This is a genomic window from Clostridia bacterium, from assembly GCA_017620395.1.
Classification (GTDB): domain Bacteria; phylum Bacillota; class Clostridia; order Oscillospirales; family RGIG8002; genus RGIG8002.
Map to the genome: position 1 here is coordinate 1 of JAFZQJ010000013.1, position 25,052 is coordinate 25,052.

Here is a 25,052-nt window from a genome sequence, read left to right on the forward strand (position 1 = left end):
AACGACGATCACGAACCTGATCAACCGCTTCTACGACATCGCGGACGGCAAGATCCGCTACGACGGGATCAACATAAACAAGATCAAAAAAGCCGATCTGCGCCAGTCGCTCGGGATCGTTCTGCAGGACACGAACCTCTTCTCCGGCACGGTGATGGACAACATCCGCTACGGGCGGCTCGACGCGACGGACGAGGAGTGCCGCGAGGCGGCGCGGCTCGCGGGCGCGGACGATTTCATCACGCGACTGCCGAACAGCTACGACACCGAGCTTGCGAACAACGGCGCGAACCTCTCGCAGGGACAGCGCCAGCTCATCTCCATCGCGCGCGCCGCCGTCGCCGATCCGCCCGTAATGATACTCGACGAGGCGACCTCCTCCATCGACACCCGCACCGAAGCCATCGTTCAGCGCGGCATGGATAAGCTGATGGAAGGCCGCACCGTCTTCGTCATCGCGCACCGCCTCTCCACCGTCATGAACTCCGACGTCATCATGGTGCTCGACCACGGCAGGATAATCGAGCGCGGCACGCACAAGGACCTTCTCGCGCAGAAGGGCACGTATTACCAGCTTTACACCGGCGCGTTCGAGCTTGAATAAGCCCGCGGACCAACGGCGTTTACATTTTGGGAAGTGAAACTATGAAAAACATACGCAACGTCGCGATAATCGCGCACGTCGACCACGGCAAGACCACGCTCGTTGACGAAATGCTCAAGCAGAGCGGCGTCTTCCGCGAGAACCAGTCGGTCAAGGAGCGCGTCATGGACTCCGGCGACCTCGAGCGCGAGCGCGGGATAACCATTCTCGCGAAGAACACCGCCGTAACCTACGGCGGCGTGAAGATCAATATCGTCGACACCCCCGGCCACGCCGATTTCGGAGGCGAGGTCGAGCGCATACTGAAAATGGTCAACGGAGTCATCCTGCTCGTCGACGCCGCCGAAGGTCCGATGCCGCAGACCCGCTTCGTCCTTCAGCGCGCGCTGGAGCTTGGGCACCGCGTCATAGTTGTCGTCAACAAGATAGACCGCCCCGACCAGCGCATACACGAGGTCGTCGACGAGATACTCGAGCTGCTCATCGACCTCAACGCCACCGACGACCAGCTCGACAGCCCGATGCTCTTCTGCTCGGCGCGGCAGGGCACGGCGTCCTTCTCGCCGGAGGCGCCCGGCACAGATCTCAAGCCGCTTTTCGACACGATACTCGAATACATCCCCGCGCCCGAAGACAACGACGAAGGGCCATTCCAGATGCTCGTTTCGTCCGTCGACTACAACGAATACGTCGGCCGCATCGCGATCGGCAGGATCGAGCGCGGCGTGATTAAGCAGAATCAGGACATCGTCGTCTGCAACTACCACGAGGAGCGCAGTCCGAAGCGCGTGAAGGTCTCCAACATCTTCGAGTTCGACGGGCTGAGCAGGATCCCGGTCACGGAATCATCCTCCGGAAACATAATCGCGATAAGCGGCATCGGCGACATCACGATAGGCGACACCATCTGCGCGCCGGAAACGCCGGAGGCGCTCCCCTTCGTGAAGATCTCCGCGCCGACGATGGAGATGACCTTCTCGGTCAACGACAGCCCCTACGCGGGACGCGACGGCAAGTACGTCACCACCCGCAACATACGCGACCGCCTCATGCGCGAAACGCTCAAGGACGTTTCGCTCAAGGTCAGCGAGGTGCCGAACAGCGACAGCTTCAACGTAGCCGGCCGCGGCGAGATGCACCTGAGCATACTCATCGAAACGATGCGCCGCGAGGGCTACGAATTCCAGGTCAGCCCCCCGCGTATCCTCAACCGCGAGATCGACGGAGTGCTCTGCGAACCGGTCGAGCGCGTCGCGATAGACGTTCCCGCCGACGCGGTCGGCTCCGTCATCGAGAAGCTCGGCGGCCGCAAGGGCGAGCTGCTTGAAATGAACCCCGTCGGCAGCCGCATGAAGCTCGAGTTCTTCGTCCCGTCGCGCGGACTTTTCGGTTACCGCAACGAGTTCCTCACCGACACAAAGGGCGAGGGCATCATGAGCTCCGTTTTCGAACGCTACGAGCCCTTCAAGGGCGAGATAAAGCGCCGCAACACCGGCTCGCTTATCGCCTTCGAGACCGGCGACGCCGTCGCCTACGGCATCTGGTGCGTGCAGGACCGCGGGCAGATGTTCATCGCGCCCGGCACGCCCGTCTACGGCGGTATGATAGTCGGCGAGTGCGCGAAGACGGAGGACATCACCGTCAACGTCTGCAAGACGAAGCACCTGACCAACACCCGCGCCGCCGGAAGCGACGAGGCGCTCCGCCTCGTGCCTCCGCGCATCATGTCGCTTGAACAGTGCCTCGAGTTCCTCGCGGACGACGAGCTGCTGGAGGTAACGCCCCACAGCCTGCGCCTGCGCAAGAGCATACTCGACCACCAGAACAGGATGAAGGCGCTGAAAAAGAAAGCCTGACCTTATGCTTGAAATGAGAACCGCACGCGCGGAGGATATCGACCGCATTATGGAGGTCTACGCCGCCGCGCAGGAGTATATGATCGCCTCCGGCAACCCGACGCAGTGGCGCCGCGCGTATCCGGCGCGGGAGCTTATCGAAGACGACGTCGCCGCCGGCCGCTGCCGCGTGCTGACGGAGGGCGGCGAGATACACGCCGTCGCCGCGATATGCGCGGGCGAAGACCCCGCCTATCTCGGCATCGTCGGAAAGTGGCTCAACGACGAGCCGTATATCGCGATCCACCGCATCGCGAGCGACGGAAAATGCCGCGGCGTTTTCCGCTTCGTCGCCGACGAGTGCAAGCGGATCAGCGATAACGTCCGCGTGGATACGCACGAAAACAACCGCAAGATGCGGGAGAATATCGCCGCCTGCGGCTTCGTGCACTGCGGCACCGTCTTCATGGCGGACGGCTCCCCGCGCCTCGCGTTCCACTGGAGCAGAGAATACGAAAAGGAGCAAGCGAAATGAAAACCGCAATCGTCTACTTCTCCCTTAACGGCAACACCGAGTTTGTCGCAAGCGAACTCGCCGCGAAGCTCGGCGCAGACGTTATACGCCTCGCACCGAAAAAGGCGTTCCCCGACAGCGGCTTCAAAAAGTTCCTGTGGGGCGGCAAAAGCGCCGTCATGAAGGAAAAGCCCGAGCTCGAGCCGTATGAGTTCGACTCGGAAAAGTACGGCCGCGTGATCTTCGGCACTCCCGTCTGGGCGAGCCGCTTCACGCCGCCGATACGCACCTTCATCGCCGACAACGCCGACGCGCTGAAGGGCAAGCGCTTCGCCGCATTCACCTGCTTCTCCGGCGGCGGCGCGGACAAGGCGCTCGCGCGGCTGAAGGAGCTGCTCGGCGCCGACCTCGACGCGGAGCTTATCCTCGTCGACCCGAAGGACAAGCCCTCCGACGGAAACGCCGCGAAGATCGCGGAGTTCTGCGAAAAGCTCGGCGAGTAAAAAATGATACGAAAAAAGCGGAGCGTTATGCTCCGCTTTTTATTATGCCTGTTGCGTTTTTCCTTCGCGCGCGCCGCCGCTATTCCTCGGGCGACCATGACGGCTGAAGCTCGTCTATCTGCAGGAAGCCGTCCGCCTTCGCGGCGATCTGGTACTTATCCTCATAGACTATCTCGCCGGGCGTGTTCGTATAGACGAGGAAGTACGGATGCTCGTACCTTTCGAGCAGCCACAGCGCGGGACGTATCATTTTCATCATCTCGGCGGAGTTCTCCGTCTTGAACCAGCATACGACCGGCTCGCGGTTTCTGCACTGGGGAGGCCACGGGAGATTCTCCGCGAACCAGGCGTCGATCTCTTTGAAAAGGTCGGCGTCCTCCGCCTCCATAACGTCGTTCTGAACGAGCTGCCAGCACATACTGAACACGCCCTTGGCGTGCATGGTGTTCCTCGCCAGCTCCTTGCCCTGAATGCGCACGTATTTGAAGTTGAGATTACTCATCGGTTTCCGCTCCCCCCGTATCAGCCGGCTATAAACGCCTCGATCTTCGCGATCTGCCCGTCGGTAAGGCCGCCGCGGCGGAGGTAGTTCTCGCCGCCCTTTTTAAGGTCGAGCGTGTTGATATCCGTTCCCTTCTCCGCTTCGCACATGCAGTAGAGGAAGTCGTCGACGTTGCCCTTGACCGCCTCGTATTTATCGGGCATTCCCTCTTTGGTTATGCCGTAGTAATTATAATAGGTGATCATATAGTCGTCGACGATCTCCTGAGCGGAGGCGCCGGCGAGCGCGAGCAGCAGCGCGCAGACGAAGCCGGTCCTGTCCTTGCCCTCGACGCAGTGGATGAGCACGCGGCCGCCGTTTTCGGTCATTTTGACGAAGGCGTCCGATACGACCTGCGCGAACCCGTCCGCGCGGTAGTTGGCGTTCAGCGCCATCAGCAGGACGTTGCCCTCTTTATAGAGCGAGTCGTAGTATTCGGAAACGAAGTCCTCCTTCTCGGTATGCGCCTTATACTTCGTTTCGTTATCCGAGAGGTTGAGCACGAATCTGACGCCGTATTCCTCGGCGAATCTGTTCGCGTACGCCGCGCGGTTGTGCTGGTTGTCGCAGGGGGACGCGGAGCGGTAGAAGCCGCCCTTCTTCAGATTTCCGCCGACGACCTCGCGGAAGTTGGCGAACATAATATCTGAGTCGAACTCCTCGCGCAGATCGGAATAGTCCAGCGCGTAGAGCTCCTGAACCGCCATGTACTTGCCCCGCTCCCTCAGCGTGACCGTGACCTTGGAGGATTCCGTCATTTCGAACTCCTCCCAGGTGGACGCGCCGTAGTTGCGCGCGATGACGACGTGGGGGTAGCCGGGATAGCCGCAGGCGAGCATTTCTCCCACCGGCACGTAGTAGCCGGAGTAATACGGGACGTCTTCGTAGCTCTTGCCGTTATCGAAGGCTATGTCGACGCTGTCGCCGAAGGCGAAGCCGAGCGCGTTGAATCCGTCGATCGTAAGGTCTATATAGACGTTGCCGAATTCCTCGTCTCTGACGACTCCTATCTCGCCGGTGGTAACGGCCTCGCCGGGCTCTTCGTTACTGCCGCCGCAGCCGCCGAGGGCGAGCGCGGAAAGCATCAGAGCCGCCGCGATCAGGAGTGATATTATTCTCTTTGTTTTGCAACGCATAACGATTTCCCCTTTGCGTAATTCAGAAACAGCGGAGCGCGCGCTCCGCTGTTTTGTTATTTATTTATCCGAGACGGACTTGGCGTCGTCGTCTTCCTCGTAGTTGCGGCGGCGGTCGCCGAACTGCTTATAGTAGTTGCCCTTGTTCTGATACATCGCCTCGTCGGCGCGCTTGAAGACTTCCTTGAACGCGGCGTCTTCGCCCGGGCGGTAGACCGCGCCGCCGCCGGAGAAGGAGAGCGTCATCGCGTAACGCTTCTCTTCGGCGTTGAACTTCTCCACAAGCTCGCCGATCTGAAGGAGCTTGGCGTCCAGCTCGTTCTCGGTGGTTGAGCCGAGTATGACGATGAATTCGTCGCCGCCGATGCGGAAGATCTGCTCGCCGCTGAATACGCGGCGGATCATCGCCGCGGCGTCTACTATGATGCGGTCGCCGCATTCGTGGCCGTAGTTGTCGTTCGTGGTCTTCAGACCGTTGACATCGAAGACGGCTATCGCGAAGGAGGCGGTGCCGTTGTATATCCTGCTGTTGAGCTCCTTGACGTAGTCGAGGTACGCTGTCTTGTTCGCGACGCCGGTCATGGAGTCGGTGTACGCCTGCTCGTGCGCATACTGCATATACGCCTGGAGCTTGCCGCGCATGGCGTGGATCTTGCCGCTGAGCTCGCCGATGGTATCGCCGGATTCGTTCTCCTCCGGCGCCGCGTCCGAGTAACCGGGGCGCACGCGGATCTCGTTCGAGAGCTTCTCGACGTCGCCGGAGAGCGTCTGCATTTCGGAATTGAGCTCGCGGATGCGGCGGCGGAGCTGGCCGGTCAGAAGCAGCATTATCGCGGCGCCGACGACCAGCGAAAGCGCGCTGCCGATAACGACGAATTTCGTATGCGCGGCGATCTGCTCATCGAACCAGTCGGCGACGAAGTCGACTCCGACGAGGCCGACGACCTTGCCGGAGAAGTTCTTGATCGGACTCCACGCGGTGTAAAAGCTGCCCCATTCGTCCTGATACTTCTCGGCGTCGACCGCGGAAACGCCGGTATTCCAAGCGGCGGCCTGCGAATCGGTGTCTACGACGCGCTTGCCGTAGAGTCCCGGGTTCACGGGGTCGGGATCGACGACGAATATGAAGTGATCGCCCTGTTTCTTGACGGTGTAAATATACTTGATGTCGCTGTCCTTCTGCGCGCGCAGGACGTTCGTCAGATCGGAGTATATCCCGTCGTACTCCGGCGTTCCGGCGTTGTCGCCGTCTATTGTCGCGAAGGCGTCGCCGTCGAGCGAAGCGGCGACTGTATCGGCGACGGAGAGCATGTTCCTGCGGATCATTTCCTTCATCGACTTGCCGGACTGCGACATGAGCAGCAGTCCGAGCGTGACGTTCAGCGTAAGCAGAAGCACGCAGACTATGACCACGTACTGAGTCGTAATATTCAGCTTTCGTTTACGTTTCGTCATATATATCCCTTCAAAGCGGCGCGAACGCCGTTTAATTACAGCAAGAACGATTATACCATATTATCGCAAAAAAATCTACGGTTATTTTATTGAGTTTATATATCCGCGGAGCGATCAGTGCTTCGTCGTCATTTCGAGCTCGATATTGAAGAAGCCGCCGCCGAGCTGATCCGGAAGTCTTTTGCCGCCGGGAACGGTTATCACGCCGCCGTCGGCGAAAACGAAGGCGAGCGTTTTTTCGGAACCGTATTTGAAGCCGCTTTCCGGCAGGTCCGCCCAGGCGAGCATTCCGCAGTTCCCGATGCTCCCGCGGATCGCGGCGACGGTTTCGGCGTCTACCGGCTTCTCGCTCTCGTAGACCGCGGGGCCGTCGTAACGCGAGGTCTTCGCGTTCGTTCCCGTGCCGTCGGGGTTGATCGTCAGCGTCGCGCGGGTGAAGCCGCCGTCCTCGCGTTCCTCCGCGTAGCGTATCTCCGTCAGCGCGGAAAGATCGGGAAGCGTCTCGCGTTCGCCCTTCAGGGCGGCGCGGAACGCGCCGGCAATCGCGACGCCGGCGTCGTAGGAGATTACCGGACACTGGTTGTCTGAAGCGCTTATCCGTTCGCCGGAGGCGTATCTTATATCCACGCTGCCGCCGAAGTTTTCCGGAAGGCCGTGGGTCTGCGAATGATAGCCGTTGTTTTTCGCAAGGCCGTGCTCACGCGCGAGGGCGGTCAGCTTCGGCATGATATTTTCCTTCAGCAGCGCCCACTCGCAGTGCGGCTCGTCGTAATCGGAATACTCGCGCGTTTCGAGGAAGACGAAGCTGCCGTCCCCGACCGGCGCGGCGAAGGCGGAAACGTAGTCCAGCCGGTCGGCGCCGTCGACGGCGAGCGTTCTGAACGCGCTCGTCACGTCGAAGAGAGTCATATCGCCGGAGGTTATCTCCTTCGGCGCCTTCGTGTCAATATAGGCGTCGGTGCCGCCGCAGACGCACGGAGGCGTCTTTTTTATTATTACTATGCCGTCGTCGACGTCTTCATCTCGCTTTTTCTTCTTGAATATCGACATATTACCCCTCCCCGTTCAGCGTTTTATAAAGCCAGTCGCGCAGTTCGCGGAAACCGTTCGGAAAGTTCTGCGAGCCGTCGGCGCGTATGCGTTCGCCGTCCATGACCGCCTCGAGGCGGAACATTTCGCCGTCCAGCACACCGCGCGGGTGCTTGCCGTGAAAGCCGTTCCAAGAAGGCACGCCGCAGTCGTTCAGCGTATCCAGCGCAGTTTCCGCAGGGCAGGCCGCGCGTTTCTCGAGGCGGCGCTCCTCCCCGTCCGGCGCGCAGTAACGGTAGGTATACATCGACACTTCCGCTTCAGCGCCGAGGTTTTTTATTTCGTATTCGGTCATCCCGCGCATACCGCTTATCGAAAGCGTCAGCGTTTCGAACGAGACCGCCTTTTTCTTTTTGAACATAGCGTTTTATTCCTTCCGCTCCTGCGCCTGCGGTTTGGCGGGCTCCGAAAGGAAGACCGCGGGCGAATACAGATAGCCCTGATAGCAGTCGCAGCCGATCTCGTGCAGCGCTTCGCGCTCCTCCGCCGTCTCCACGTATTCGGCGAGCACCGTCAGACTCAGGCTCGCGGCGAGCTGCGTTATGGAGAGGATTATCTCGCGGCAGTTCTTATGAGTGAAGAGCCCCTTGACGAGCGAGCCGTCCAGCTTGATGAAATCGAAGAGGCTTTCCTTCAGATAGTTGATGGAGGTCTGCCCCATCGAGAAGTCGTCGATGGCGAGCAACAGCCCCAGATCGCGGAACGCGTGAAGCGTGTTTATCGTTTCCTCGTCAAATGAAAGCGCCGCCTGCTCGGTCAGCTCGAGACAGAAATTCTTGCCCTCGAAGGACTCTTTGGCCGCGAGCCTCTGCATGAACTGCATGTAGCGCGGCGTGACTATCGTCGTGCCGGTGACGTTGACGGAGATCTTGACGTCCTTTCCGAAGCGTTCGATTATCTTCGGGCGGTCCTCAAGCGCACGGAGCACGACCGCCTCCTCCATATCCGGGAGGTATCCTCCCTCCTGCGCGAGTTTTATGACCATCGGCGGATAGAGCATGCCGTAGTTCGGATGATGCCAGCGCAGCAGCGCCTCGACTCCGATACAGCGGCCGTCATAACCGTACTGCGGCTGATACGCGAGGACGACGCCCTTCTTCATGCCGTGTTTGATCTCCGCGCAGAGCGCTCTGGCGAAGTCGCCGTACACGCTCTTCTGCTCGAGAATGCTGGCGTTCGCAAGCGACTGCTCGTTCTGACGGAAGTATTCGAGGAACGAATCGTATTCCCTCTTGTATTTATCCGCGTCGCGTTTGTCGAGCATACGGACGAAAGGAACGTATATCAGCACGCCGAGCACGACGTTCGCCACCTGCAGCAGGCTGCCGGCGACCGAGCCGGTCGCGTGGAAGCCGCCGAGCAGTATCGGCGTCGTCCATTCGACGCTGCCGGTTATCATCGGCACGAGCCCCGTCGCTATCGCGACGTACGCCGTAGAATAGCAGACGAGCGGAACGGTGATGAACGGTATAAGCATTATGGGATTGAAGACCACCGGCAGCCCGAAGACCATCAGCTCGTTGATGTTGAAAAGCATCGGGAACGCCGCCGACCAGCCGAGTCCGCGGCGGGCTCTGTTTTTGGAGAAAAGCAGTATCGCTATAAGAAGGCATATCGCGGAACCGCATCCTCCCATAAGCACGAAGCAGTCGAAAAACTGCTTCGTCAGTATCTCGGTCGGCGCGTTTCCCGCCGCGGCCGCGGCCTGATTCGCCGCGAGTCCGGGCGCGAAGTACTGCTGCATAACGCCCTCCAGCGTGTCGCTGCCGTGGATACCGAAGAACCACAGCACCGAGGAGAGCATTACGAAGAAGAATCCCTTGAAGAATCCGCTCCCGCCGATAGAGAAGAGATTGTTAAACGCGCTCGCGAGCAGCTCGCGGAAGGAATGAACGCTGAATATGTTGACTATCGCCGTGTTGAATACCGCAAAGACCGCAGCGGTCAGGGTTATCGGGAAAAGATATGAAAGCATCAGGTTGAAATCGTGATCCGCGCCCGTCGAGTAGAAGCGTCTGCGGCGTCCGTGAAGCAGGCGGTAAAACCGAGCGTACAGCGCGGCGGCGCCGATGCCCGTGAGTATCGCGAGGAACATCGCCTGCGGACCGAGACCGTTAGTGACGAAGGCTATGTTGAACTTATCGTTCGTCCCCGCTTCCGTTATCTCGCGGAACGTGCCCGCGAGTATCGTAAAGGACAGCATCGACGAGAGCATCGCGCCGATGGCAGGCGTATCCTCGTTAAGCTTCTCAGCGTTTTTCACGCGCATATACGAACGGCTTATCGCGACAGTCATATAAAGGCTCAGAATGCCGAAGGTTGCGTTGTAAACGAAGTCGAGGAACTGAAGCAGAAGTCCGCCCGCGAAGCCGTTGACAAACTTCTGATACGCTTCGACCGGGAAGGTCTTCAGTATCAGCGCGAACGCGCCGATGATGAGCACCGGCGTTATGCTGAGCAGTCCGCCGCGTATCGCGCGTACGAGGGTATAACCCTCCGCTTTTTCCATCAGATCCCTGACCGCGCCGGTTTTTTTCAAACTGTTGCCCATTTGCGTCATACCTTTTGTTGCGGATAGATATATGCGTCCTCCGCGTCCGTTTTCCGACGGCTGTATGTAGACGCATATAGATATATATTTAATATGATAACTCAACCACAAGCCTTTGTCAAGAAATGTTATGGATGAACCGGTATTTTTTTACTTCGAGCTCCCGGACGCGGGGGATTCGCTCGGCGCGCTTTTGCGCGCGCCGACACGCCCTCGTCGGCGGAAACGCGCCACCGGCGCGTTTCCTTCCGTCCGCTCCGCGGACTCCCTCCTTTTCGAATCCCTCCGATTCTATATTAAAAGCGTAAGGCGCCCGAATGGGCGCCTTACGCTTTTGGCGGAAGCGGTGGGATTCGCTCGGCGCGCTTTTGCGCGCGCCGACACGCCCTCGTCGGCGGAAACGCGCCCCCGGCGCGTTTCCTTCCGCTTCGCTCCCTCCTTTTCGAATCCCTCCGATTCATATTAAAAGCGTAAGGCGCCCATCGGGCGCCTTACGCTTTTGGCGGAAGCGGTGGGATTCGAACCCACGAGACCTTGCGATCTACCTGATTTCGAGTCAGGCCCGTTATGACCACTTCGATACGCTTCCGTATTATCCGCCGCGCTTTCCGCGCGGCCACGAACTATTTTACTTTATACCCCGCCGGTTGTCAAGTGTTTTTACGCTTTTCATCTCCGCGGAAGTCCCGTTTTTTCGCTTTTAACCCGCCCCGGACGGTCTGACGAATATTTTTCAAAATTTTTTCGCCACTTTACTTGACTAAATTGATAAAGTGTGATATAGTACGTCATATACTTCCGAAGATATTAACGAAAACCGCGCGGGAACGCGCTTTGAGAGGTACTTGTCTATGATCTCCGACGCTTATGAAAACGGAATAAACGGACGCGACTTCGGCGCGATTTACCGCAAGCTCGGCTACAAGCCGTTCCGCATGAACCGCTTTGAGGAATATTCCCTCTACGCCGAGAACCGCAGCTTCCTCGTCTGCGACAGCGTGATAACCTTCAACGACAGGCGCGGGCGCCTCATGGCGCTGAAGCCCGACGTCACGCTCTCCATCGCCAAAAGCTGCCGCGACGACGGCGGCACGTCGAAGTTTTACTACGACGAAAACGTCTACAGGCTCGACGACGCCTCCGGCGAGTTCCGCGAGATAATGCAGTCCGGCCTTGAATGCATGGGCGCGATCGATCTCTACTCTGAATGCGAAGTGCTTTCGCTCGCAGTAAAAAGCCTTGAGCTGATAAGCGGCGACTGCGTGCTCGACGTTTCGCACGTCGGGATACCGCAGGCGGTCATCGACGACGCGGGGCTCGACCGCGACGCCGCGCTGAAGCTGCTCGCCGCGAAGAACGCGCACGGTCTGCGCGCGCTCTGCGCGGAAAGCGGCGTTCCCGCCGCGAAGGCGGACGCGCTCGCGGAGCTGGCGCAGCTCTACGGCGGTTTCGCCGAGCTGCTGCCGCGCCTGCGTTCTCTCCTGCCCGAAGCCGCGCAGCCGGCGCTCGCCGAGCTCGAGCGCGTATACTCCGTGATGGGCGCCGCCGGCGAAGCGGATAAGCTACGGCTCGACTTCTCCCTCGTCAGCGACATGAGCTATTACAACGGGATAATCTTCCGCGGCTTCGTCAAGGGCGTCACCCGAGCGGTTATCTCCGGCGGCCGCTACGATAACCTTCTGAAAAAACTGGGCAAAAACGCGCAGGCGATCGGCTTCGCCGTCTACCGCGACACGCTCGCGGACCTCGACTGCGCGCCTGAATACGACGCGGACGTGCTGCTCCTCTGCGGCGACGCCGCGCCGGAGGAAACGATGCGCGCCGTGAAGGCGCTGAACGGCGCCGGAAAGAGCGTGCGCGTTTCGCGCGACGGCGCGGGACTCCGCTGCCGCGAGGTCAAAAAGCTCGTGAAAGGAGCGATAACCGATGCCGAATGAGATGCTGAACGTCGCGCTGCCGAAGGGGCGGCTCGGCGAAGCCGTCTATGAACGCTTCGAGAAGGCGGGCTTCGGCTGTCCGTCGATACGCGAGACCAACCGCAAGCTGATATTCGAGAATCCCGAAACGCGGGTGCGCTACTTCTGGGTAAAGCCCTCCGACGTCGCGATCTACGTCGAGCGCGGAGCCGCCGACTGCGGAGTCGCCGGCAGCGATATCCTGCTGGAGTACTCCCCCGACGTCTACGAGCTTCTCGACCTCGGGCTCGGTAAATGCAGGATGGCGGTCGCCGGCAAAAAGGGCTTCGCCGACAACACCGAGCGCGCCCTGCGCGTCGCGACCAAGTTCCCCAACATCGCCCGCGATTTCTACATGAAAAAGGGCAGGCAGATAGACATCATCCGCCTCAACGGCTCCATCGAGCTCGCGCCGATACTCGGCATATCCGACGTCATCGTCGACATTGTCGAAACGGGCAAGACCCTGCTGGAAAACGACCTCGAGCCCTTCGAGGACATCGTTCCGATAAGCGCGCGGCTGATCGCAAACAAGGTCAGCTGCAAATTCAAGACGGACCTGATAAACGCCCTCGTCAGCGGGCTGGAAGGAGACCTGAAATGATAAGGATACTCGACAGCGCCTCCGTGCCGCTCAGCGAGATACTGCTTCGCGAAAACGCCGTTTCCGGCGTGACCGACGCGGTGGCGAACATACTGCGCGAGGTGCGCGAACGCGGCGACGAAGCCGTGCGCGAATTCACCGAGCGCTTCGACCGCACGCGGCTCGACTCCTTCGAGCTGACCGCGGAGGAGTACGCCGACGGCGCCGCGAAGGCGGATCCGCGGCTCGTCGCCGTCATGGAAAAGGCGGCGGCCAACATACGCGAATACCACTCCGCGCAGGTGCGCGGGTCGAGCGTAGTCAAGGAGCGCGACGGCATCGTGCTCGGGCAGCGCGTGATGGGGCTCGCGAAGGTGCTGCTTTACGTTCCCGGCGGCACGGCGAGGTATCCCTCCTCCGTGCTTATGAACGCGATACCCGCCTCCCTCGCGGGAGTAGGCGAGATAATAATGACCACACCGCCCTCCGCGGACGGCACCGTTCCGCCGGCGATACTCGCCGCCGCGAAGATAGCGGGCGTGCACCGCGTTTTCAAGCTCGGCGGAGCGCAGGCGGTCGCCGCCTTCGCCTACGGCACCGAAAGCGCGCCGCGGGTCGATAAGATAGTCGGACCCGGCAACGCCTTCGTCGCCGAAGCCAAGCGGCAGGTCTACGGGCTCGTCGCGATAGACATGATCGCCGGACCGAGCGAAATACTCGTCGTTTCCGACGGAAAGAACGACCCCCGCGTGCTCGCCGCCGACCTGCTCTCGCAGGCGGAGCATGACAGAAACGCGACCGCGGCGCTCGTCACCGTCAGCCGCGAAGAAGCCGACGCGGTCAGCGCGGAGCTGGAGCGTCAGATACCGCTGCTCCCGCGCGCCGAGATCGCCCGCGCGTCAATAGACGGCAACGGCAAGATAATACTCGTCTCCGACGTTGAGGCGGCGGTGGAAATGTCCAACGCGCTCGCGCCGGAGCATCTGGAACTCGCGGTGGAGGACCCCTTCGCCCTGCTCCCGCTGGTGCGCGACGCCGGCTCGGTCTTCCTCGGCAGGAGCTGCCCCGAGCCGCTCGGCGACTACTTCGCCGGCACCAACCACACACTCCCGACCGGAGGCACCGCCCGTTTCTCGAGCCCGCTCTCCGTCGACGATTTCTGCAAAAAGTCATCCTATACGTACTACACGCCCGAAGCGCTCGACGCGGTATGCGACGACATCGCGTACTTCGCGCGCGCCGAGGGACTTGAAGCGCACGCGCGTTCGGCGCTTGCGCGGAGGGAGAAAGAATGAGCCGTTTCATGCTGCCGCGCCTCGAAGCGCTCGAGGCGTACGTCCCCGGCGAACAGCCGCGCGACCGCAAATACGTAAAGCTGAATACGAACGAATCGCCCTATCCGCCGTCGCCTTCCGTGCTCGAAGCGGTGAGCCGCGGCGAGCTTGAAGACCTGCGCCTCTACTCCGACCCGACCTGCGCCGCGCTGAAGGCCGCGCTGGCGGACGAGTACGGCGTGAAGCCCGAAAACGTCTTCGTTTCCAACGGCTCGGACGAAACGCTTTCCTTCTTCTTCGCCGCCTACTGCGGCGAAGAGGCCGCGGCGTACTGCCCGGAGATAAGCTACGGCTTCTACCCCGTTTTCGCGCAGTTTTACGGCGCGCCGTACAAGGCAGTGCCGATGGAGGACGACCTGTCGATAGACTACCGCCGCTTCCTCGGCGTCGACGGTAACGTCGTCATCGCCAACCCGAACGCGCCGACGGGGATCGCGCTGCCCGTTTCGCAGCTGCGCGAGATCGCGGAAAGCATTCCCGACCGCGTGCTCTGCGTCGACGAGGCCTACGTCGACTTCGGCGCGGAAAGCGCCCTGCCGCTGATAAAGGAGCTGCCGAACGTGCTCGTCGTGCGCACCTACTCCAAGTCGCGCTCGATGGCGGGCGCGCGGCTCGGCTTCGCCTTCGGCCCGCCGGAGATCGTAGCCGACCTGGAGAAGCTGAAGTACTCCTTCAACCCCTACAACGTCAACCGCCTGACGCAGCTCTGCGGCGCGGCCGCGCTCAAGGACGGCGGCTACTACCGCGACTGCTGCGCTAAGATAATCCGCGAACGCGAATATCTTTCCGGCGAGCTGAAGGCGCTCGGCGGCGAAACGACTCCGTCGGAGGCGAACTTCGTCTTCGTGCGTTTCCCCGGCTGCGACGGCGCGGAGCTCTGCGCGGAGCTGAAGGCGCGCGGCGTGCTCGTCAGGCATTTCAATATACCCGCGATAAAAGACTATTTGAGGATAACCGTCGGCTCGCGCGACGAATGCGAAACGCTCGTAGCGCGGCTGACTGAAATAATCGGAGGTGCAAAATGAGGACCGCTGAAATCAAAAGAAAGACCGCAGAGACCGATATCGCCGTTAAGCTGAATATAGACGGCAGCGGCAACGCCGCCGTTTCCACCGGAGTCGGCTTTCTCGACCACATGCTGACGCTCTTCGCGAAGCACGGCCGCTTCGACCTCGACGTAAAGTGCAAGGGCGACCTCAACGTCGACTTCCACCACACCGTCGAGGACGTCGCGATCTGCATCGGCAAGGCGTTCGGGCAGGCGCTCGGCGACAAGGCGGGAATCACGCGCTACGGAAGCGTCATTCTGCCGATGGACGAGGCGCTCGTGCTCTGCGCGCTCGATATTTCCGGCCGCACCTTCCTCGCGCTCGACCTCGGCATACGGGCGAAGCGCATCGGCGACTTCGACGTGGAGCTTATAGAGGAGTTTTTCCACGGCTTCACGCGCGCCTGCCCCGTCACGCTTCACATAAAGAAGCTCGACGGGCGCAACTCGCATCACATCGCGGAGGCGGCGTTCAAGGCGTTCGGCAGAACGCTCTGCGCGGCCTGCGCGTTCGACGAACGGCTCGGCGGACGCATTCCGTCGACGAAAGGCGTTTTATGACAGCGATAGTAGACTACGGCGTGGGCAACCTCTTTTCCCTCGCCTGCTCATTCAAGGCCGTCGGCGCCGACGCGGTCGTCACCGGCGACGCGGAGGTCATACGCTCCGCCGACCGCGTGGTGCTCCCCGGAGTCGGCGCGTTCGCGGACGCGGCGGCGAAGCTGCGCGAAAGCGGACTTGACGCGGTCATCCGCGAGCAGGCCGCCGCCGGCAAGCCGCTGCTCGGCGTCTGCCTCGGTATGCAGCTTCTGTTTGACCGCAGCCTCGAATACGGCGAGCACGAAGGGCTCGGGCTCATCCCCGGCGAGATCGTGCCAATCGCCTCGGCGCTTCCCGGGGGCTCGGACCTGAAGATCCCGCAGATCGGCTGGAACGCGCTGCGCTTCCCCGCCGGCAGGCCGAAAAGCCGCCTCTTCGCAGGAATAAACGAGGGCGACTGCGTTTACTTCGTCCACTCCTACTACGCAGCGACCGAGCCGCAGTACGTCTCCGCGTACACGGAGTACGGCGCGGAGCTGACCGCTTCCGCGGAGCGCGGTAGCGTCTACGGCATGCAGTTCCACCCCGAAAAAAGCGGCCGCGTGGGGCTCGCGATACTCTCCGCCTTCGCGGAGCTGAAATAGAAAGGGCATTTCTTTTATGGAGATTTTTCCCGCCATCGACATATACGGCGGCAAGGTCGTCCGGCTCATGCAGGGCGACTACGATAAGATGACCGTCTACTCCGACGACCCGCCCGCGTTCGCGAAAAAGTTCGCGGCGCAGGGGGCGAAGTTCCTGCACGCCGTCGACCTCGAGGGCGCGCGGGACGGCGGCACGCCGAACTTCGCGGTCGTAAAGCGCCTCGCCGCGACCTCCGGTCTGAAGGTCGAGATCGGCGGCGGCATCCGCTCCGCCGAGGTCGCCGAGAAGTACCTCGAGGCGGGCGTGTGGCGCGTGATACTCGGCACGGCCGCGGTCTCCGACCCCGGCCTGCTGCGGAAGCTCGTCTCTAAATGGGGCGAACGCGTCGCCGTCGGCGTCGACGTCAAGGACGGCTTCGTCGCGGTGCGCGGCTGGCGCGAGGTCAGCAGGCGCGAATGCTTCGAGTTCTGCGGCGAGCTGCAGGACGCCGGAGTGCGCTGCGTCATCTGCACCGACGTTTCCCGCGACGGTATGCTCGGCGGTTCGAACGCCGAACTTTACCGCCGGCTGACCGCCGAATACGATATGGATTTCGTCGCCTCGGGCGGCGTGTCGAGCGCCGGCGAGCTGAAAAAGCTCGCGGAAACGGGCGTTTACGGCGCGATACTCGGCCGCGCTCTCTACGAGGGGCGGCTGACGGTCGCTCAGGCACTGGAGGCGGTCAAATGATAACGAAACGCATCATTCCCTGCCTCGACGTCCGCGACGGACGAGTGGTCAAGGGCGTCAACTTCGAAGGGCTGCGGGACGTGTCCTCCCCCGTCGAGCTGGCCGAATACTACGACAAAAACGGCGCGGACGAGCTGGTCTTTTACGACATCACCGCTTCCGCCGAGGGGCGCTCGCTCTTCACCGACGCGCTGCGCGAAACCGCAAGCAAGGTCTTCATTCCGCTCACCGTCGGCGGCGGGATAAACACGCTCGACGACTTCGACCGCGTGCTCAAATGCGGCGCGGACAAGGTCAGCGTCAACTCCGGCGCGATACGCGATCCCTCGCTCATCGAAAAGGCGGCGAAGCGTTACGGCGATCAGTGCGTCGTCCTCTCCGTAGACTGCAAGCGCGTCGGCGGCAGGTACGTCGTCTTCGCGCGCGGAGGCCGCGACGACACCGGCATCGACGCGATCGAATGGGTAAAGCGCGGAGTCGCGTCCGGCGCGGGCGAGATAGTGCTCAACTCCATCGACACCGACGGAGTCAAGGGCGGCTTCGATATCGAAATGCTACGCGACGTCTGCGGAAACGCCGGCGTTCCGGTCATCGCTTCCGGCGGCGCGGGCGGCATAGAGGACTTCGTCACCCTCTTCCGCGAAGCGCCGAACGTCGACGCGGGACTCGCCGCTTCGATATTCCACTTCCGCGAAGTGACGATCCCCGATTTGAAAAACGCGCTCGCCGAAGCGGGCGTGAACGTCCGGAGGGTAAAAGTATGAAACTGATAAACGCAAACGAACTGAAATACGGCGCCGACGGTCTGATCCCCGCGGTCGTCGTCGACGCGGAGACCGGCAAGGTGCTCACCGTCGCCTATATGAACGCCGAATCGCTCGGAATCACGATGAAGGAGGGGCGCACCTGCTTCTGGTCGCGTTCGCGCGGCGAGCTCTGGCGCAAGGGCGAGACCTCCGGCAACGTTCAGCACGTCGTCGATATCACCGCCGACTGCGACCTCGACGCGCTGCTCGTACGCGTCAAAAAGGACGGGCCCGCCTGCCACACCGGCAGCGACAGCTGCTTCTTCAACGCCGTCTACGTTTCCGACGAGAACTCCGCCTTCTCCCTCGACGCGCTGATGGAGCTCATCAAGGGGCGCAAGACCGACAAAAAGGAAGGCAGCTACACCACCTACCTCTTCGAAAAAGGCATAGACAAGATACTTAAAAAGATCGGCGAGGAATCCACCGAGGTCATCGTCGCCGGCAAGGGCGGCGACCGCGCCGAAACGATATACGAGATTGCCGACCTCTGCTATCACGTCATGGTGCTGATGGCGGAAATGGGCATCTCAAACGACGAAATACTCCGCGAGCTCGCCTCGCGCCACGTCATCGACAGGAAGGTCAAACAGGAGAAAATGGTCTGACCTTCCCGAAATATGCAATAAAAACACGGTATTCCGTGTTTTTATTCATTTTTTGAGCGCAGATATACACTTTTGGTCAAATATTCCATAACTTTGGTATATATTAAGACGATTTAGTGTAAATTTTTCATTTTTGCTATTGACAAATCCGGATATGCGAGTATAATTATTCACATAAATTGAATAAATTACATATTCGGAGGCAACAAAATGAAAAAATCAGACATCAAAAAGGTAGTTCTTGCATATTCCGGCGGACTTGATACTTCGATAATCATTCCGTGGCTGAAAGAGAATTACAACAACTGCGAAGTCATCGCCGTTTCCGGCAACGTCGGCCAGGGCACCGAGCTCGACGGCCTCGAGGAGAAGGCGCTGAAGACCGGCGCTTCCAAGCTCTATATCGAGGATCTGCGCAAGGAGTTCGTCGAGGATTACATCTTCCCGACCGTCAAGGCGGGCGCCGTCTACGAGGGCGACTACCTGCTCGGCACCTCCTTCGCCCGTCCCTCCATCGCCAAGCGCATCGTCGAGATCGCGAAGGCGGAGGGCGCGGACGCCATCTGCCACGGCTGCACCGGCAAGGGCAACGACCAGGTCCGCTTCGAGCTGACGATAAAGGCGTTCGCGCCTGATATGCCCGTCATCGCCCCCTGGCGCGAATGGGACATCAAGAGCCGCGAGGAAGAGATCGACTACGCCGAGGCGCACGACATCCCGCTGAAGATCAACCGCGAGACGAACTATTCCAAGGACAAGAACCTCTGGCACCTCTCGCACGAGGGACTCGACCTCGAGGATCCCGCCAACGAGCCGCAGTACAACAAGCCCGGCTTCCTCGAAATGTGCGTTTCGCCCGAGCAGGCGCCCGATACTCCCACCTATATGACGCTCCACTTCGAGAAGGGTATCCCCACCGCGATAGACGGCGTTGAGTACGGTCCCGTCGAGCTCGTGGAAAAGCTCAACGAGCTGGGCGGCAAGAACGGCATCGGCCTCGCCGACCTCGTGGAAAACCGCCTCGTCGGAATGAAGAGCCGCGGCGTTTACGAAACTCCCGGCGGCACGATCCTCTTCCGCGCCCATCAGGTGCTTGAAACGATCACCCTCGACCGCGACACCCAGCACTACAAGTCGCTCGTCGCGCAGAAGTTCGCCGAGCTCGTCTACTTCGGCCAGTGGTTCACCCCGCTGCGCGAGGCGCTCTCCGCCTTCGTCGACAAGACGCAGGAGACCGTCACCGGCGACGTCAAGCTCAAACTCTACAAGGGCAATATCATCAACGCCGGAGTCACCTCCCCCTACTCCCTCTACGATCCGGAGATCGCTACCTTCGACGAGGACGAGGTCTATAACCAGGCGGACAGCGCGGGCTTCATCAATCTCTTCGGACTGCCCGTGAAGGTCGCCGCCAAGGCGAAGGCGAAATACCAGAAATAACACAGAAAGCGAAAATCCATGCTGAACAAACCGGTCATAAAAGTATTCATAGACGGCAGCGCCGGAACGACGGGACTGCGCATCAACGAACGCCTGCGCGGGCTCGGCGGAGTCGAACCGCTGACGCTCCCCGAGGAGCTGCGCAAGGACGTTTCCGCGCGCACGGAGGCGATAGCCGCCGCGGACGTCGCGGTGCTCTGCCTGCCGGACGACGCCGCGAGGGAGGCCGCCGCGATAGCCGATTCCGTCGGCACCGCGGTAATCGACGCCTCCACCGCGCACCGCGTCGCGCCCGGGTGGGCGTACGGCTTTCCGGAGCTTTCCGCCGCGCACAGAAGCGCCGTTGAAAGCTCGAACCGCGTCGCCGTCCCCGGCTGCCACGCGAGCGGCTTCGTCGCGCTGGTCTTCCCCCTCGTAGAGGCGGGCGTCATACCGGCGGACGCGGAGCTGACGGCGTTTTCGCTGACCGGATACAGCGGCGGCGGCAAGAAGATGATCGCCGAGTATCAGTCCGGAGCGCGCTCCGCGCTTTACGGCGCGCCGAGGCAGTACGCGCTCGGGCAGACGCACAAGCACCTGCCTGAGATGGCGGCGGTCACGGGGCTGAAAAAAGCCCCCGCCTTCTGCCCGATCGTCGCGGATTTCTACAGCGGCATGGAGGTCACCGTCCCGCTCTTCGCCGACGCGATAAACGGCGGGATTGACGGGATAAAAGAGATTTATAAAGCGAAGTACCGCGGGCCCGTCGTCAACTATACGGACAGCCCCGACGCCGACGGATTCCTTTCCGCCGCGGCGTTCTCGGGCAGGGACGACATGGCGGTAAGCGTTTTCGGCAACGGCGAGCGGATACTGCTCACGGCGAGGTTCGACAACCTCGGCAAGGGCGCTTCCGGAGCCGCCGTGCAGTGTCTGAACGTCATGCGCGGCGCCGATGAGACCGCGGGACTCGTTATCGGAGGCAGTTATGAGTGATTTCAAGCATATACCGGGCGGCGTATGCGCCGCTAAGGGCTTTAAGGCGAACGGCGTACACTGCGGCATCCGCCGCAGTCAGAGCAAGCGCGATCTCGCGCTGATCTGGTCGGAAACTCCCGCCGCGGCCGCCGCCGTCTACACGACCAACCTCGTGAAAGGCGCGCCTATCGCGGTCACGAAGGCGAATATATCCGACGGCTTCGCCAGAGCGGTCATCTGCAACAGCGGCAACGCCAACACCTGCAACGCGAACGGAGTCGAGATCGCGGAGCAGACCTGCGCGCTGCTCGCCGAAAAGCTCGGCGTTTCCGCCTCCGACGTCATCGTCGCCTCAACCGGCGTAATCGGTCAGCCGCTCGATATAGCGCCGATCGCCTCCGGCATCCCCTCCCTCTGCGAAGGGCTCGCCGCCGACGGCTCCGACCTCGCCGCCGAAGCGATAATGACCACCGACACGAAGCTAAAATCCGTCTCCGTTTCGTTCGAGATAGGCGGAACCGAATGCCGCGTCGGCGGCATCGCGAAGGGCAGCGGAATGATACATCCGAATATGGCGACGATGCTCGTTTTCGTCACCACCGACTGCGCGATAACCCCCGCAATGCTCCAAAAGGCGCTCTCCGCCGACGTTGAGGACTCCTTCAACATGATAAGCGTCGACGGCGACACCTCCACAAACGATATGGTCTGCGTAATGGCCAACGGCGCGGCTGGCAACCCCGTCATCGACGCCGAAGGCGCGGAGTTTGAAACCTTCCGCGCCGCGCTCGCGGAAGTCACCGTTTCGCTCTGCAGGATGATCGCCGGCGACGGCGAGGGCGCGACGAAGCTGCTCGAATGCAGCGTCACCGGCGCCGCGGACGCCGCTTCCGCGAAGACGGTCGCGAAAAGCGTGATATGCTCCTCCCTGCTGAAAGCCGCGATGTTCGGCGCCGACGCCAACTGGGGCCGCGTGCTCTGCGCCGTCGGCTACAGCGGAGTCGATACCGACGTTTCGAAGATAGGCGTTTCCTTCGCCTCCTGCGCCGGAGAGATCGAAGTCTGCAGAAACGGAGCGGGCATGGAGTTCTCGGAAGAGAAAGCCAAAGAGATACTCTCGCAGAGCGAGATAAAAATAAACGTGTCGCTGGGCGACGGAAACGCCTCCGCTGTCGCGTGGGGCTGCGACCTGACCTACGACTACGTGAAGATCAACGGAGATTACAGAACGTGATGAACATTTCAAACGCCGCGCGCGCCGAGATACTTACACAGGCGCTCCCCTACATCCGCGAATACTACGACAAGACCGTCGTCGTCAAATACGGCGGCAACGCGATGATAAACGAAGAGCTGAAGGAGGCCGTCATGGGCGACCTCGTTCTGCTTTCGCTTATCGGAATAAAGGTCGTGCTCGTCCACGGCGGCGGGCCGGAAATAACCGAAACGCTCGCAAAGATCGGCAAGAAGAGCGAGTTCGTCAACGGCCTGCGCGTCACCGACAAGGAAACCGTCGACGTCGTGCAGATGGTGCTGGCGGGCAAGATAAACAAGAACCTCGTCAACCTGCTCGAAGGCAAGGGCGGCCGCGCGATGGGGCTCTGCGGCATAGACGGACATATGCTCCGCGCCAGGCCGATAAGCGCCGAGCTCGGCTACGTCGGCGAGATAACCGAGGTGGATATCAAGCCGATAAACGACCTGCTTGAAAAGGGCTATATCCCGGTCGTTTCCTCCGTCGGCTGCGACGAGGACGGCAACGTCTACAACATCAACGCGGACAGCGCCGCCGCCGCGATAGCGGGCGCGGTAAACGCCGAATGCCTCATCTCCATGACCGACATCAGCGGCATTCTGCGCGATAAGGACGACCCCTCCACGCTTATTCCGCAGGTCACGGTCGCAGAGGCGCCGCAGCTCGTCAGGGACGGCGTCATCTCCGGCGGCATGATCCCGAAGATAGACTGCTGCATCGAGGCGATAAACAAGGGCGTGCGCAAGGTCTTCATCATCGACGGCCGCGTTCCGCACGCGATACTGATAGAAATACTCACCGACGAAGGCGTCGGCACTATGATAATCTGACGGGTGAAGCCATGGATACCGTACGCAAGGATAACGAATATATCGCGAACACCTACTCGCGCTTTCCGCTCACGCTGACGCGCGGGCGGGGTTCCCTTTTATATGACGAAAACGGGAAAGAATACGTAGACCTCGGCACCGGCATCGCGGTCAACGGCTTCGGCGTCGCCGACTCCGTCTGGGCGGGCGCGGTGACGATGCAGCTCAACACCCTGCCGCATACGTCGAACCTCTACTACTCCGCCCCCTGCGCCGAACTCGCCGAGGAACTTTGCAAGCGCACCGGGATGAAAAAGGTCTTCTTCTCCAACAGCGGCGCCGAGGCGAACGAATGCGCGATAAAGGCCGCGCGGAAGTACGCCGAGGACAAGGGCAACGCCGGAGCGAAGATAATCACGCTGAAAAACAGCTTCCACGGCCGCACCCTCGCGACTCTCGCCGCGACCGGACAGGATACCTTCCACAAGGACTTCCTGCCCGTCACCCCCGGCTTCGCGTACGTCGATCCGGCATCGCCCGAAGCGCTCGAAGCCGCCGTCGCCGAAGGCGGCGTATGCGCGATAATGATAGAGGTCGTGCAGGGCGAGGGCGGCGTAGTGCCGCTGAAGCCCGAGTTCGCGGCGAAGGCCGCTTCGCTCGCCGCGGAAAACGATATCCTGCTCATCTGCGACGAGGTGCAGATCGGCAACGGCCGCAGCGGCGCGCTTTACGGCTACATGAACTACGGGCTGAAGCCCGATATCGTCACCACCGCGAAGGGGCTCGGCGGCGGCCTTCCCATCGGCGCGACGCTGCTGGGCGAAAAGGTGAAGGACACCCTCACCCCCGGCTCCCACGGCTCCACCTTCGGCGGCAACCCCGTCTGCTGCGCCGGCGCGCTCTCGATAATCAAGCGCATCGACGATAAGCTCCTCGCCGGAGTCCGCGAACGGAGCGAGTATATCTTCTCCGAGCTTTCCGGCGCGAAGGGCGTCGTTTCCGTCAGCGGTATGGGGCTGATGATCGGAGTCGAGACCGTCCGTCCCGCCGCCGACGTCATCGCCGACTGTATGGCGGAGGGCGTTCTCGTGATAAAAGCGAAAAACAAGGTCCGGCTGCTGCCGGCGCTGAACATACCGACGGAGCTGCTTAAAGCCGCCGTCAGAACGCTCAAGGAGGTCTGCGCAAAATGAAACATCTGCTCAAACTCGCCGACTGGTCGGGCGAAGAAATAATCGCGACGCTCGACCTCGCGGATAAGCTCAAAAAGGAAAAGAAAGCCGGCGTTCCCCACCACGTCCTCGCGGGAAAAACGCTCGGAATGATATTCTCGAAGGCGTCCACGCGCACCCGCGTTTCCTTCGAGGTCGGAATGTACGACCTCGGCGGCAGCGCGCTCTTCCTCTCCTCCCACGACCTGCAGATAGGCCGCGGCGAGCCGGTGGAGGACACCGCGCGCGTGCTCTCGCGCTTCCTCGACGGGATAATGATACGCACCTTCGAACAGAAGGAGGTCGAGGACCTCGCGAAGTACGGCAGCATCCCGATAATCAACGGGCTGACCGACTACTGCCATCCCTGCCAGGTGCTCGCCGATCTGATGACGATACGCGAACACCGCGGCGCGCTCGCCGGCAACAAGCTCTGCTTCGTCGGCGACGGGAACAATATGGCCAACTCCCTCATCGTAGGCGGCATAAAGACCGGAATGAAGGTCGCGATCGCCTGCCCCTCCACGCACAAGCCGGACGCGGCGCTGATGAAGTGGGCGGCTGAAAACGGCGATTTCACCTGCACCGAGAGCGTGCTTGAAGCCGCCGAGGGCGCGGACGTGCTCTACACCGACGTGTGGGCTTCGATGGGCCAGGAGGGCGAAGCGGACGAGCGCAAGCTCGCCTTCGCCGGATACTGCGTCGACGATTCCGTCATGGCGGTCGCCAAGAGCGACGCGATGGTGCAGCACTGCCTGCCCGCGCACCGCGGGGAGGAGATCACAGCCGAGGTCTTCGAGGCGCACGCCGGCGAGATCTTCGACGAGGCGGAGAACCGCCTGCACGCGCAGAAGGCGGTGCTCGTGCGCTGCCTCGGCGCAGAATAACGCGAAAAGCGGGTTTT

At 61.3% G+C, this 25,052-nt stretch carries 25 protein-coding genes and 2 tRNA genes; 19 read left to right on the forward strand and 8 right to left on the reverse strand.

Annotated features, from left to right (window positions below; genetic code table 11):
- The 4 genes from J5441_02035 to J5441_02050 all read left to right on the forward strand — a co-directional run.
- The coding region (locus tag J5441_02035) for an ATP-binding cassette domain-containing protein (GenBank protein ID MBO4933934.1) at nt 1–604 on the forward strand (604 nt) is incomplete at its 5' end.
- Between the two features lie 41 nt (nt 605–645).
- A complete protein-coding gene (gene typA, locus J5441_02040; GenBank protein MBO4933935.1) occupies nt 646–2,460 on the forward strand; it encodes a translational GTPase TypA in 1,815 nt (604 codons plus the stop codon).
- A gap of 4 nt (nt 2,461–2,464) precedes the next feature.
- Nucleotides 2,465–2,974, forward strand: a complete 510-nt coding sequence (locus J5441_02045; protein ID MBO4933936.1) for an N-acetyltransferase — start codon at nt 2,465–2,467, stop codon at nt 2,972–2,974.
- Nucleotides 2,971–3,456 carry a flavodoxin family protein gene (locus J5441_02050; GenBank protein ID MBO4933937.1) on the forward strand — a complete coding sequence of 162 codons (486 nt, stop codon included), beginning with the start codon at nt 2,971–2,973 and terminating at the stop codon, nt 3,454–3,456. Before J5441_02045 ends, J5441_02050 begins: the two co-directional genes overlap by 4 nt.
- Before the next feature lie 79 nt (nt 3,457–3,535).
- Here J5441_02050 and J5441_02055 read toward each other — a convergent pair whose 3' ends face one another.
- From J5441_02055 to J5441_02090, 8 genes are all read right to left on the reverse strand, one after another.
- Nucleotides 3,536–3,958 carry a hypothetical protein gene (locus tag J5441_02055; GenBank protein ID MBO4933938.1) on the reverse strand — a complete coding sequence of 141 codons (423 nt, stop codon included), beginning with the start codon at nt 3,956–3,958 and terminating at the stop codon, nt 3,536–3,538.
- Nucleotides 3,959–3,978: 20 nt separating this feature from the next.
- Nucleotides 3,979–5,133 (reverse strand): tyrosine-protein phosphatase, encoded by a 1,155-nt coding sequence (locus J5441_02060; GenBank protein ID MBO4933939.1) that lies wholly within the window; start codon nt 5,131–5,133, stop codon nt 3,979–3,981.
- Nucleotides 5,134–5,193: 60 nt separating this feature from the next.
- Nucleotides 5,194–6,588: a diguanylate cyclase gene (locus tag J5441_02065; GenBank protein MBO4933940.1), complete on the reverse strand. Its 1,395-nt coding sequence runs from the start codon at nt 6,586–6,588 to the stop codon at nt 5,194–5,196.
- A gap of 114 nt (nt 6,589–6,702) precedes the next feature.
- Nucleotides 6,703–7,638, reverse strand: coding sequence for a hypothetical protein (locus J5441_02070; protein MBO4933941.1), 936 nt, complete (start codon nt 7,636–7,638; stop codon nt 6,703–6,705).
- A 1-nt stretch (nt 7,639) separates the two neighbouring features.
- Complete coding sequence (locus tag J5441_02075) at nt 7,640–8,038, reverse strand: hypothetical protein (protein ID MBO4933942.1); 399 nt, start codon at nt 8,036–8,038, stop codon at nt 7,640–7,642.
- 6 nt (nt 8,039–8,044) lie between these two features.
- Nucleotides 8,045–10,216: a PTS sugar transporter subunit IIC/EAL domain-containing protein gene (locus tag J5441_02080; protein ID MBO4933943.1), complete on the reverse strand. Its 2,172-nt coding sequence runs from the start codon at nt 10,214–10,216 to the stop codon at nt 8,045–8,047.
- Between the two features lie 347 nt (nt 10,217–10,563).
- Nucleotides 10,564–10,664: transfer RNA gene (locus J5441_02085), tRNA-Gly, on the reverse strand.
- Nucleotides 10,665–10,728: 64 nt separating this feature from the next.
- Nucleotides 10,729–10,817, reverse strand: a tRNA-Ser gene (locus tag J5441_02090).
- A 262-nt stretch (nt 10,818–11,079) separates the two neighbouring features.
- Here J5441_02090 and J5441_02095 point away from each other — a divergent pair.
- The 15 genes from J5441_02095 to argF all read left to right on the forward strand — a co-directional run bounded on the left by J5441_02095 (nt 11,080) and on the right by argF (nt 25,035).
- Nucleotides 11,080–12,165 (forward strand): ATP phosphoribosyltransferase regulatory subunit, encoded by a 1,086-nt coding sequence (locus J5441_02095; GenBank protein MBO4933944.1) that lies wholly within the window; start codon nt 11,080–11,082, stop codon nt 12,163–12,165.
- Between the two features lies 1 nt (nt 12,166).
- Nucleotides 12,167–12,787, forward strand: a complete 621-nt coding sequence (locus tag J5441_02100) for an ATP phosphoribosyltransferase (GenBank protein ID MBO4933945.1) — start codon at nt 12,167–12,169, stop codon at nt 12,785–12,787.
- Nucleotides 12,784–14,061 carry a histidinol dehydrogenase gene (hisD, locus tag J5441_02105; protein MBO4933946.1) on the forward strand — a complete coding sequence of 426 codons (1,278 nt, stop codon included), beginning with the start codon at nt 12,784–12,786 and terminating at the stop codon, nt 14,059–14,061. The genes J5441_02100 and hisD overlap by 4 nt, the downstream gene beginning before the upstream one ends.
- Nucleotides 14,058–15,125 carry a histidinol-phosphate transaminase gene (locus tag J5441_02110; protein MBO4933947.1) on the forward strand — a complete coding sequence of 356 codons (1,068 nt, stop codon included), beginning with the start codon at nt 14,058–14,060 and terminating at the stop codon, nt 15,123–15,125. The genes hisD and J5441_02110 overlap by 4 nt, the downstream gene beginning before the upstream one ends.
- Nucleotides 15,122–15,709: an imidazoleglycerol-phosphate dehydratase HisB gene (gene hisB / locus J5441_02115; protein ID MBO4933948.1), complete on the forward strand. Its 588-nt coding sequence runs from the start codon at nt 15,122–15,124 to the stop codon at nt 15,707–15,709. Before J5441_02110 ends, hisB begins: the two co-directional genes overlap by 4 nt.
- Nucleotides 15,706–16,332, forward strand: coding sequence for an imidazole glycerol phosphate synthase subunit HisH (gene hisH, locus J5441_02120; GenBank protein MBO4933949.1), 627 nt, complete (start codon nt 15,706–15,708; stop codon nt 16,330–16,332). Before hisB ends, hisH begins: the two co-directional genes overlap by 4 nt.
- A gap of 16 nt (nt 16,333–16,348) precedes the next feature.
- Nucleotides 16,349–17,062, forward strand: a complete 714-nt coding sequence (gene hisA / locus J5441_02125) for a 1-(5-phosphoribosyl)-5-[(5-phosphoribosylamino)methylideneamino]imidazole-4-carboxamide isomerase (protein MBO4933950.1) — start codon at nt 16,349–16,351, stop codon at nt 17,060–17,062.
- On the forward strand, nt 17,059–17,826 hold the full coding sequence (gene hisF, locus J5441_02130; protein MBO4933951.1) for an imidazole glycerol phosphate synthase subunit HisF: 768 nt from the start codon (nt 17,059–17,061) through the stop codon (nt 17,824–17,826). Before hisA ends, hisF begins: the two co-directional genes overlap by 4 nt.
- Nucleotides 17,823–18,476, forward strand: a complete 654-nt coding sequence (locus J5441_02135; GenBank protein MBO4933952.1) for a bifunctional phosphoribosyl-AMP cyclohydrolase/phosphoribosyl-ATP diphosphatase HisIE — start codon at nt 17,823–17,825, stop codon at nt 18,474–18,476. The genes hisF and J5441_02135 overlap by 4 nt, the downstream gene beginning before the upstream one ends.
- A 210-nt stretch (nt 18,477–18,686) precedes the next feature.
- Nucleotides 18,687–19,916 (forward strand): argininosuccinate synthase, encoded by a 1,230-nt coding sequence (locus tag J5441_02140; GenBank protein MBO4933953.1) that lies wholly within the window; start codon nt 18,687–18,689, stop codon nt 19,914–19,916.
- Between the two features lie 18 nt (nt 19,917–19,934).
- On the forward strand, nt 19,935–20,891 hold the full coding sequence (argC, locus tag J5441_02145) for an N-acetyl-gamma-glutamyl-phosphate reductase (GenBank protein ID MBO4933954.1): 957 nt from the start codon (nt 19,935–19,937) through the stop codon (nt 20,889–20,891).
- Nucleotides 20,884–22,107 carry a bifunctional glutamate N-acetyltransferase/amino-acid acetyltransferase ArgJ gene (gene argJ, locus J5441_02150; GenBank protein MBO4933955.1) on the forward strand — a complete coding sequence of 408 codons (1,224 nt, stop codon included), beginning with the start codon at nt 20,884–20,886 and terminating at the stop codon, nt 22,105–22,107. Before argC ends, argJ begins: the two co-directional genes overlap by 8 nt.
- Entirely contained in the window at nt 22,107–22,958 is an 852-nt protein-coding gene (argB, locus tag J5441_02155; GenBank protein MBO4933956.1) for an acetylglutamate kinase, read from the forward strand. The genes argJ and argB overlap by 1 nt, the downstream gene beginning before the upstream one ends.
- A gap of 11 nt (nt 22,959–22,969) precedes the next feature.
- Complete coding sequence (locus J5441_02160; GenBank protein MBO4933957.1) at nt 22,970–24,130, forward strand: acetylornithine/succinylornithine family transaminase; 1,161 nt, start codon at nt 22,970–22,972, stop codon at nt 24,128–24,130.
- Nucleotides 24,127–25,035: an ornithine carbamoyltransferase gene (argF, locus tag J5441_02165; GenBank protein ID MBO4933958.1), complete on the forward strand. Its 909-nt coding sequence runs from the start codon at nt 24,127–24,129 to the stop codon at nt 25,033–25,035. The genes J5441_02160 and argF overlap by 4 nt, the downstream gene beginning before the upstream one ends.
- Nucleotides 25,036–25,052 lie beyond the last annotated feature (17 nt).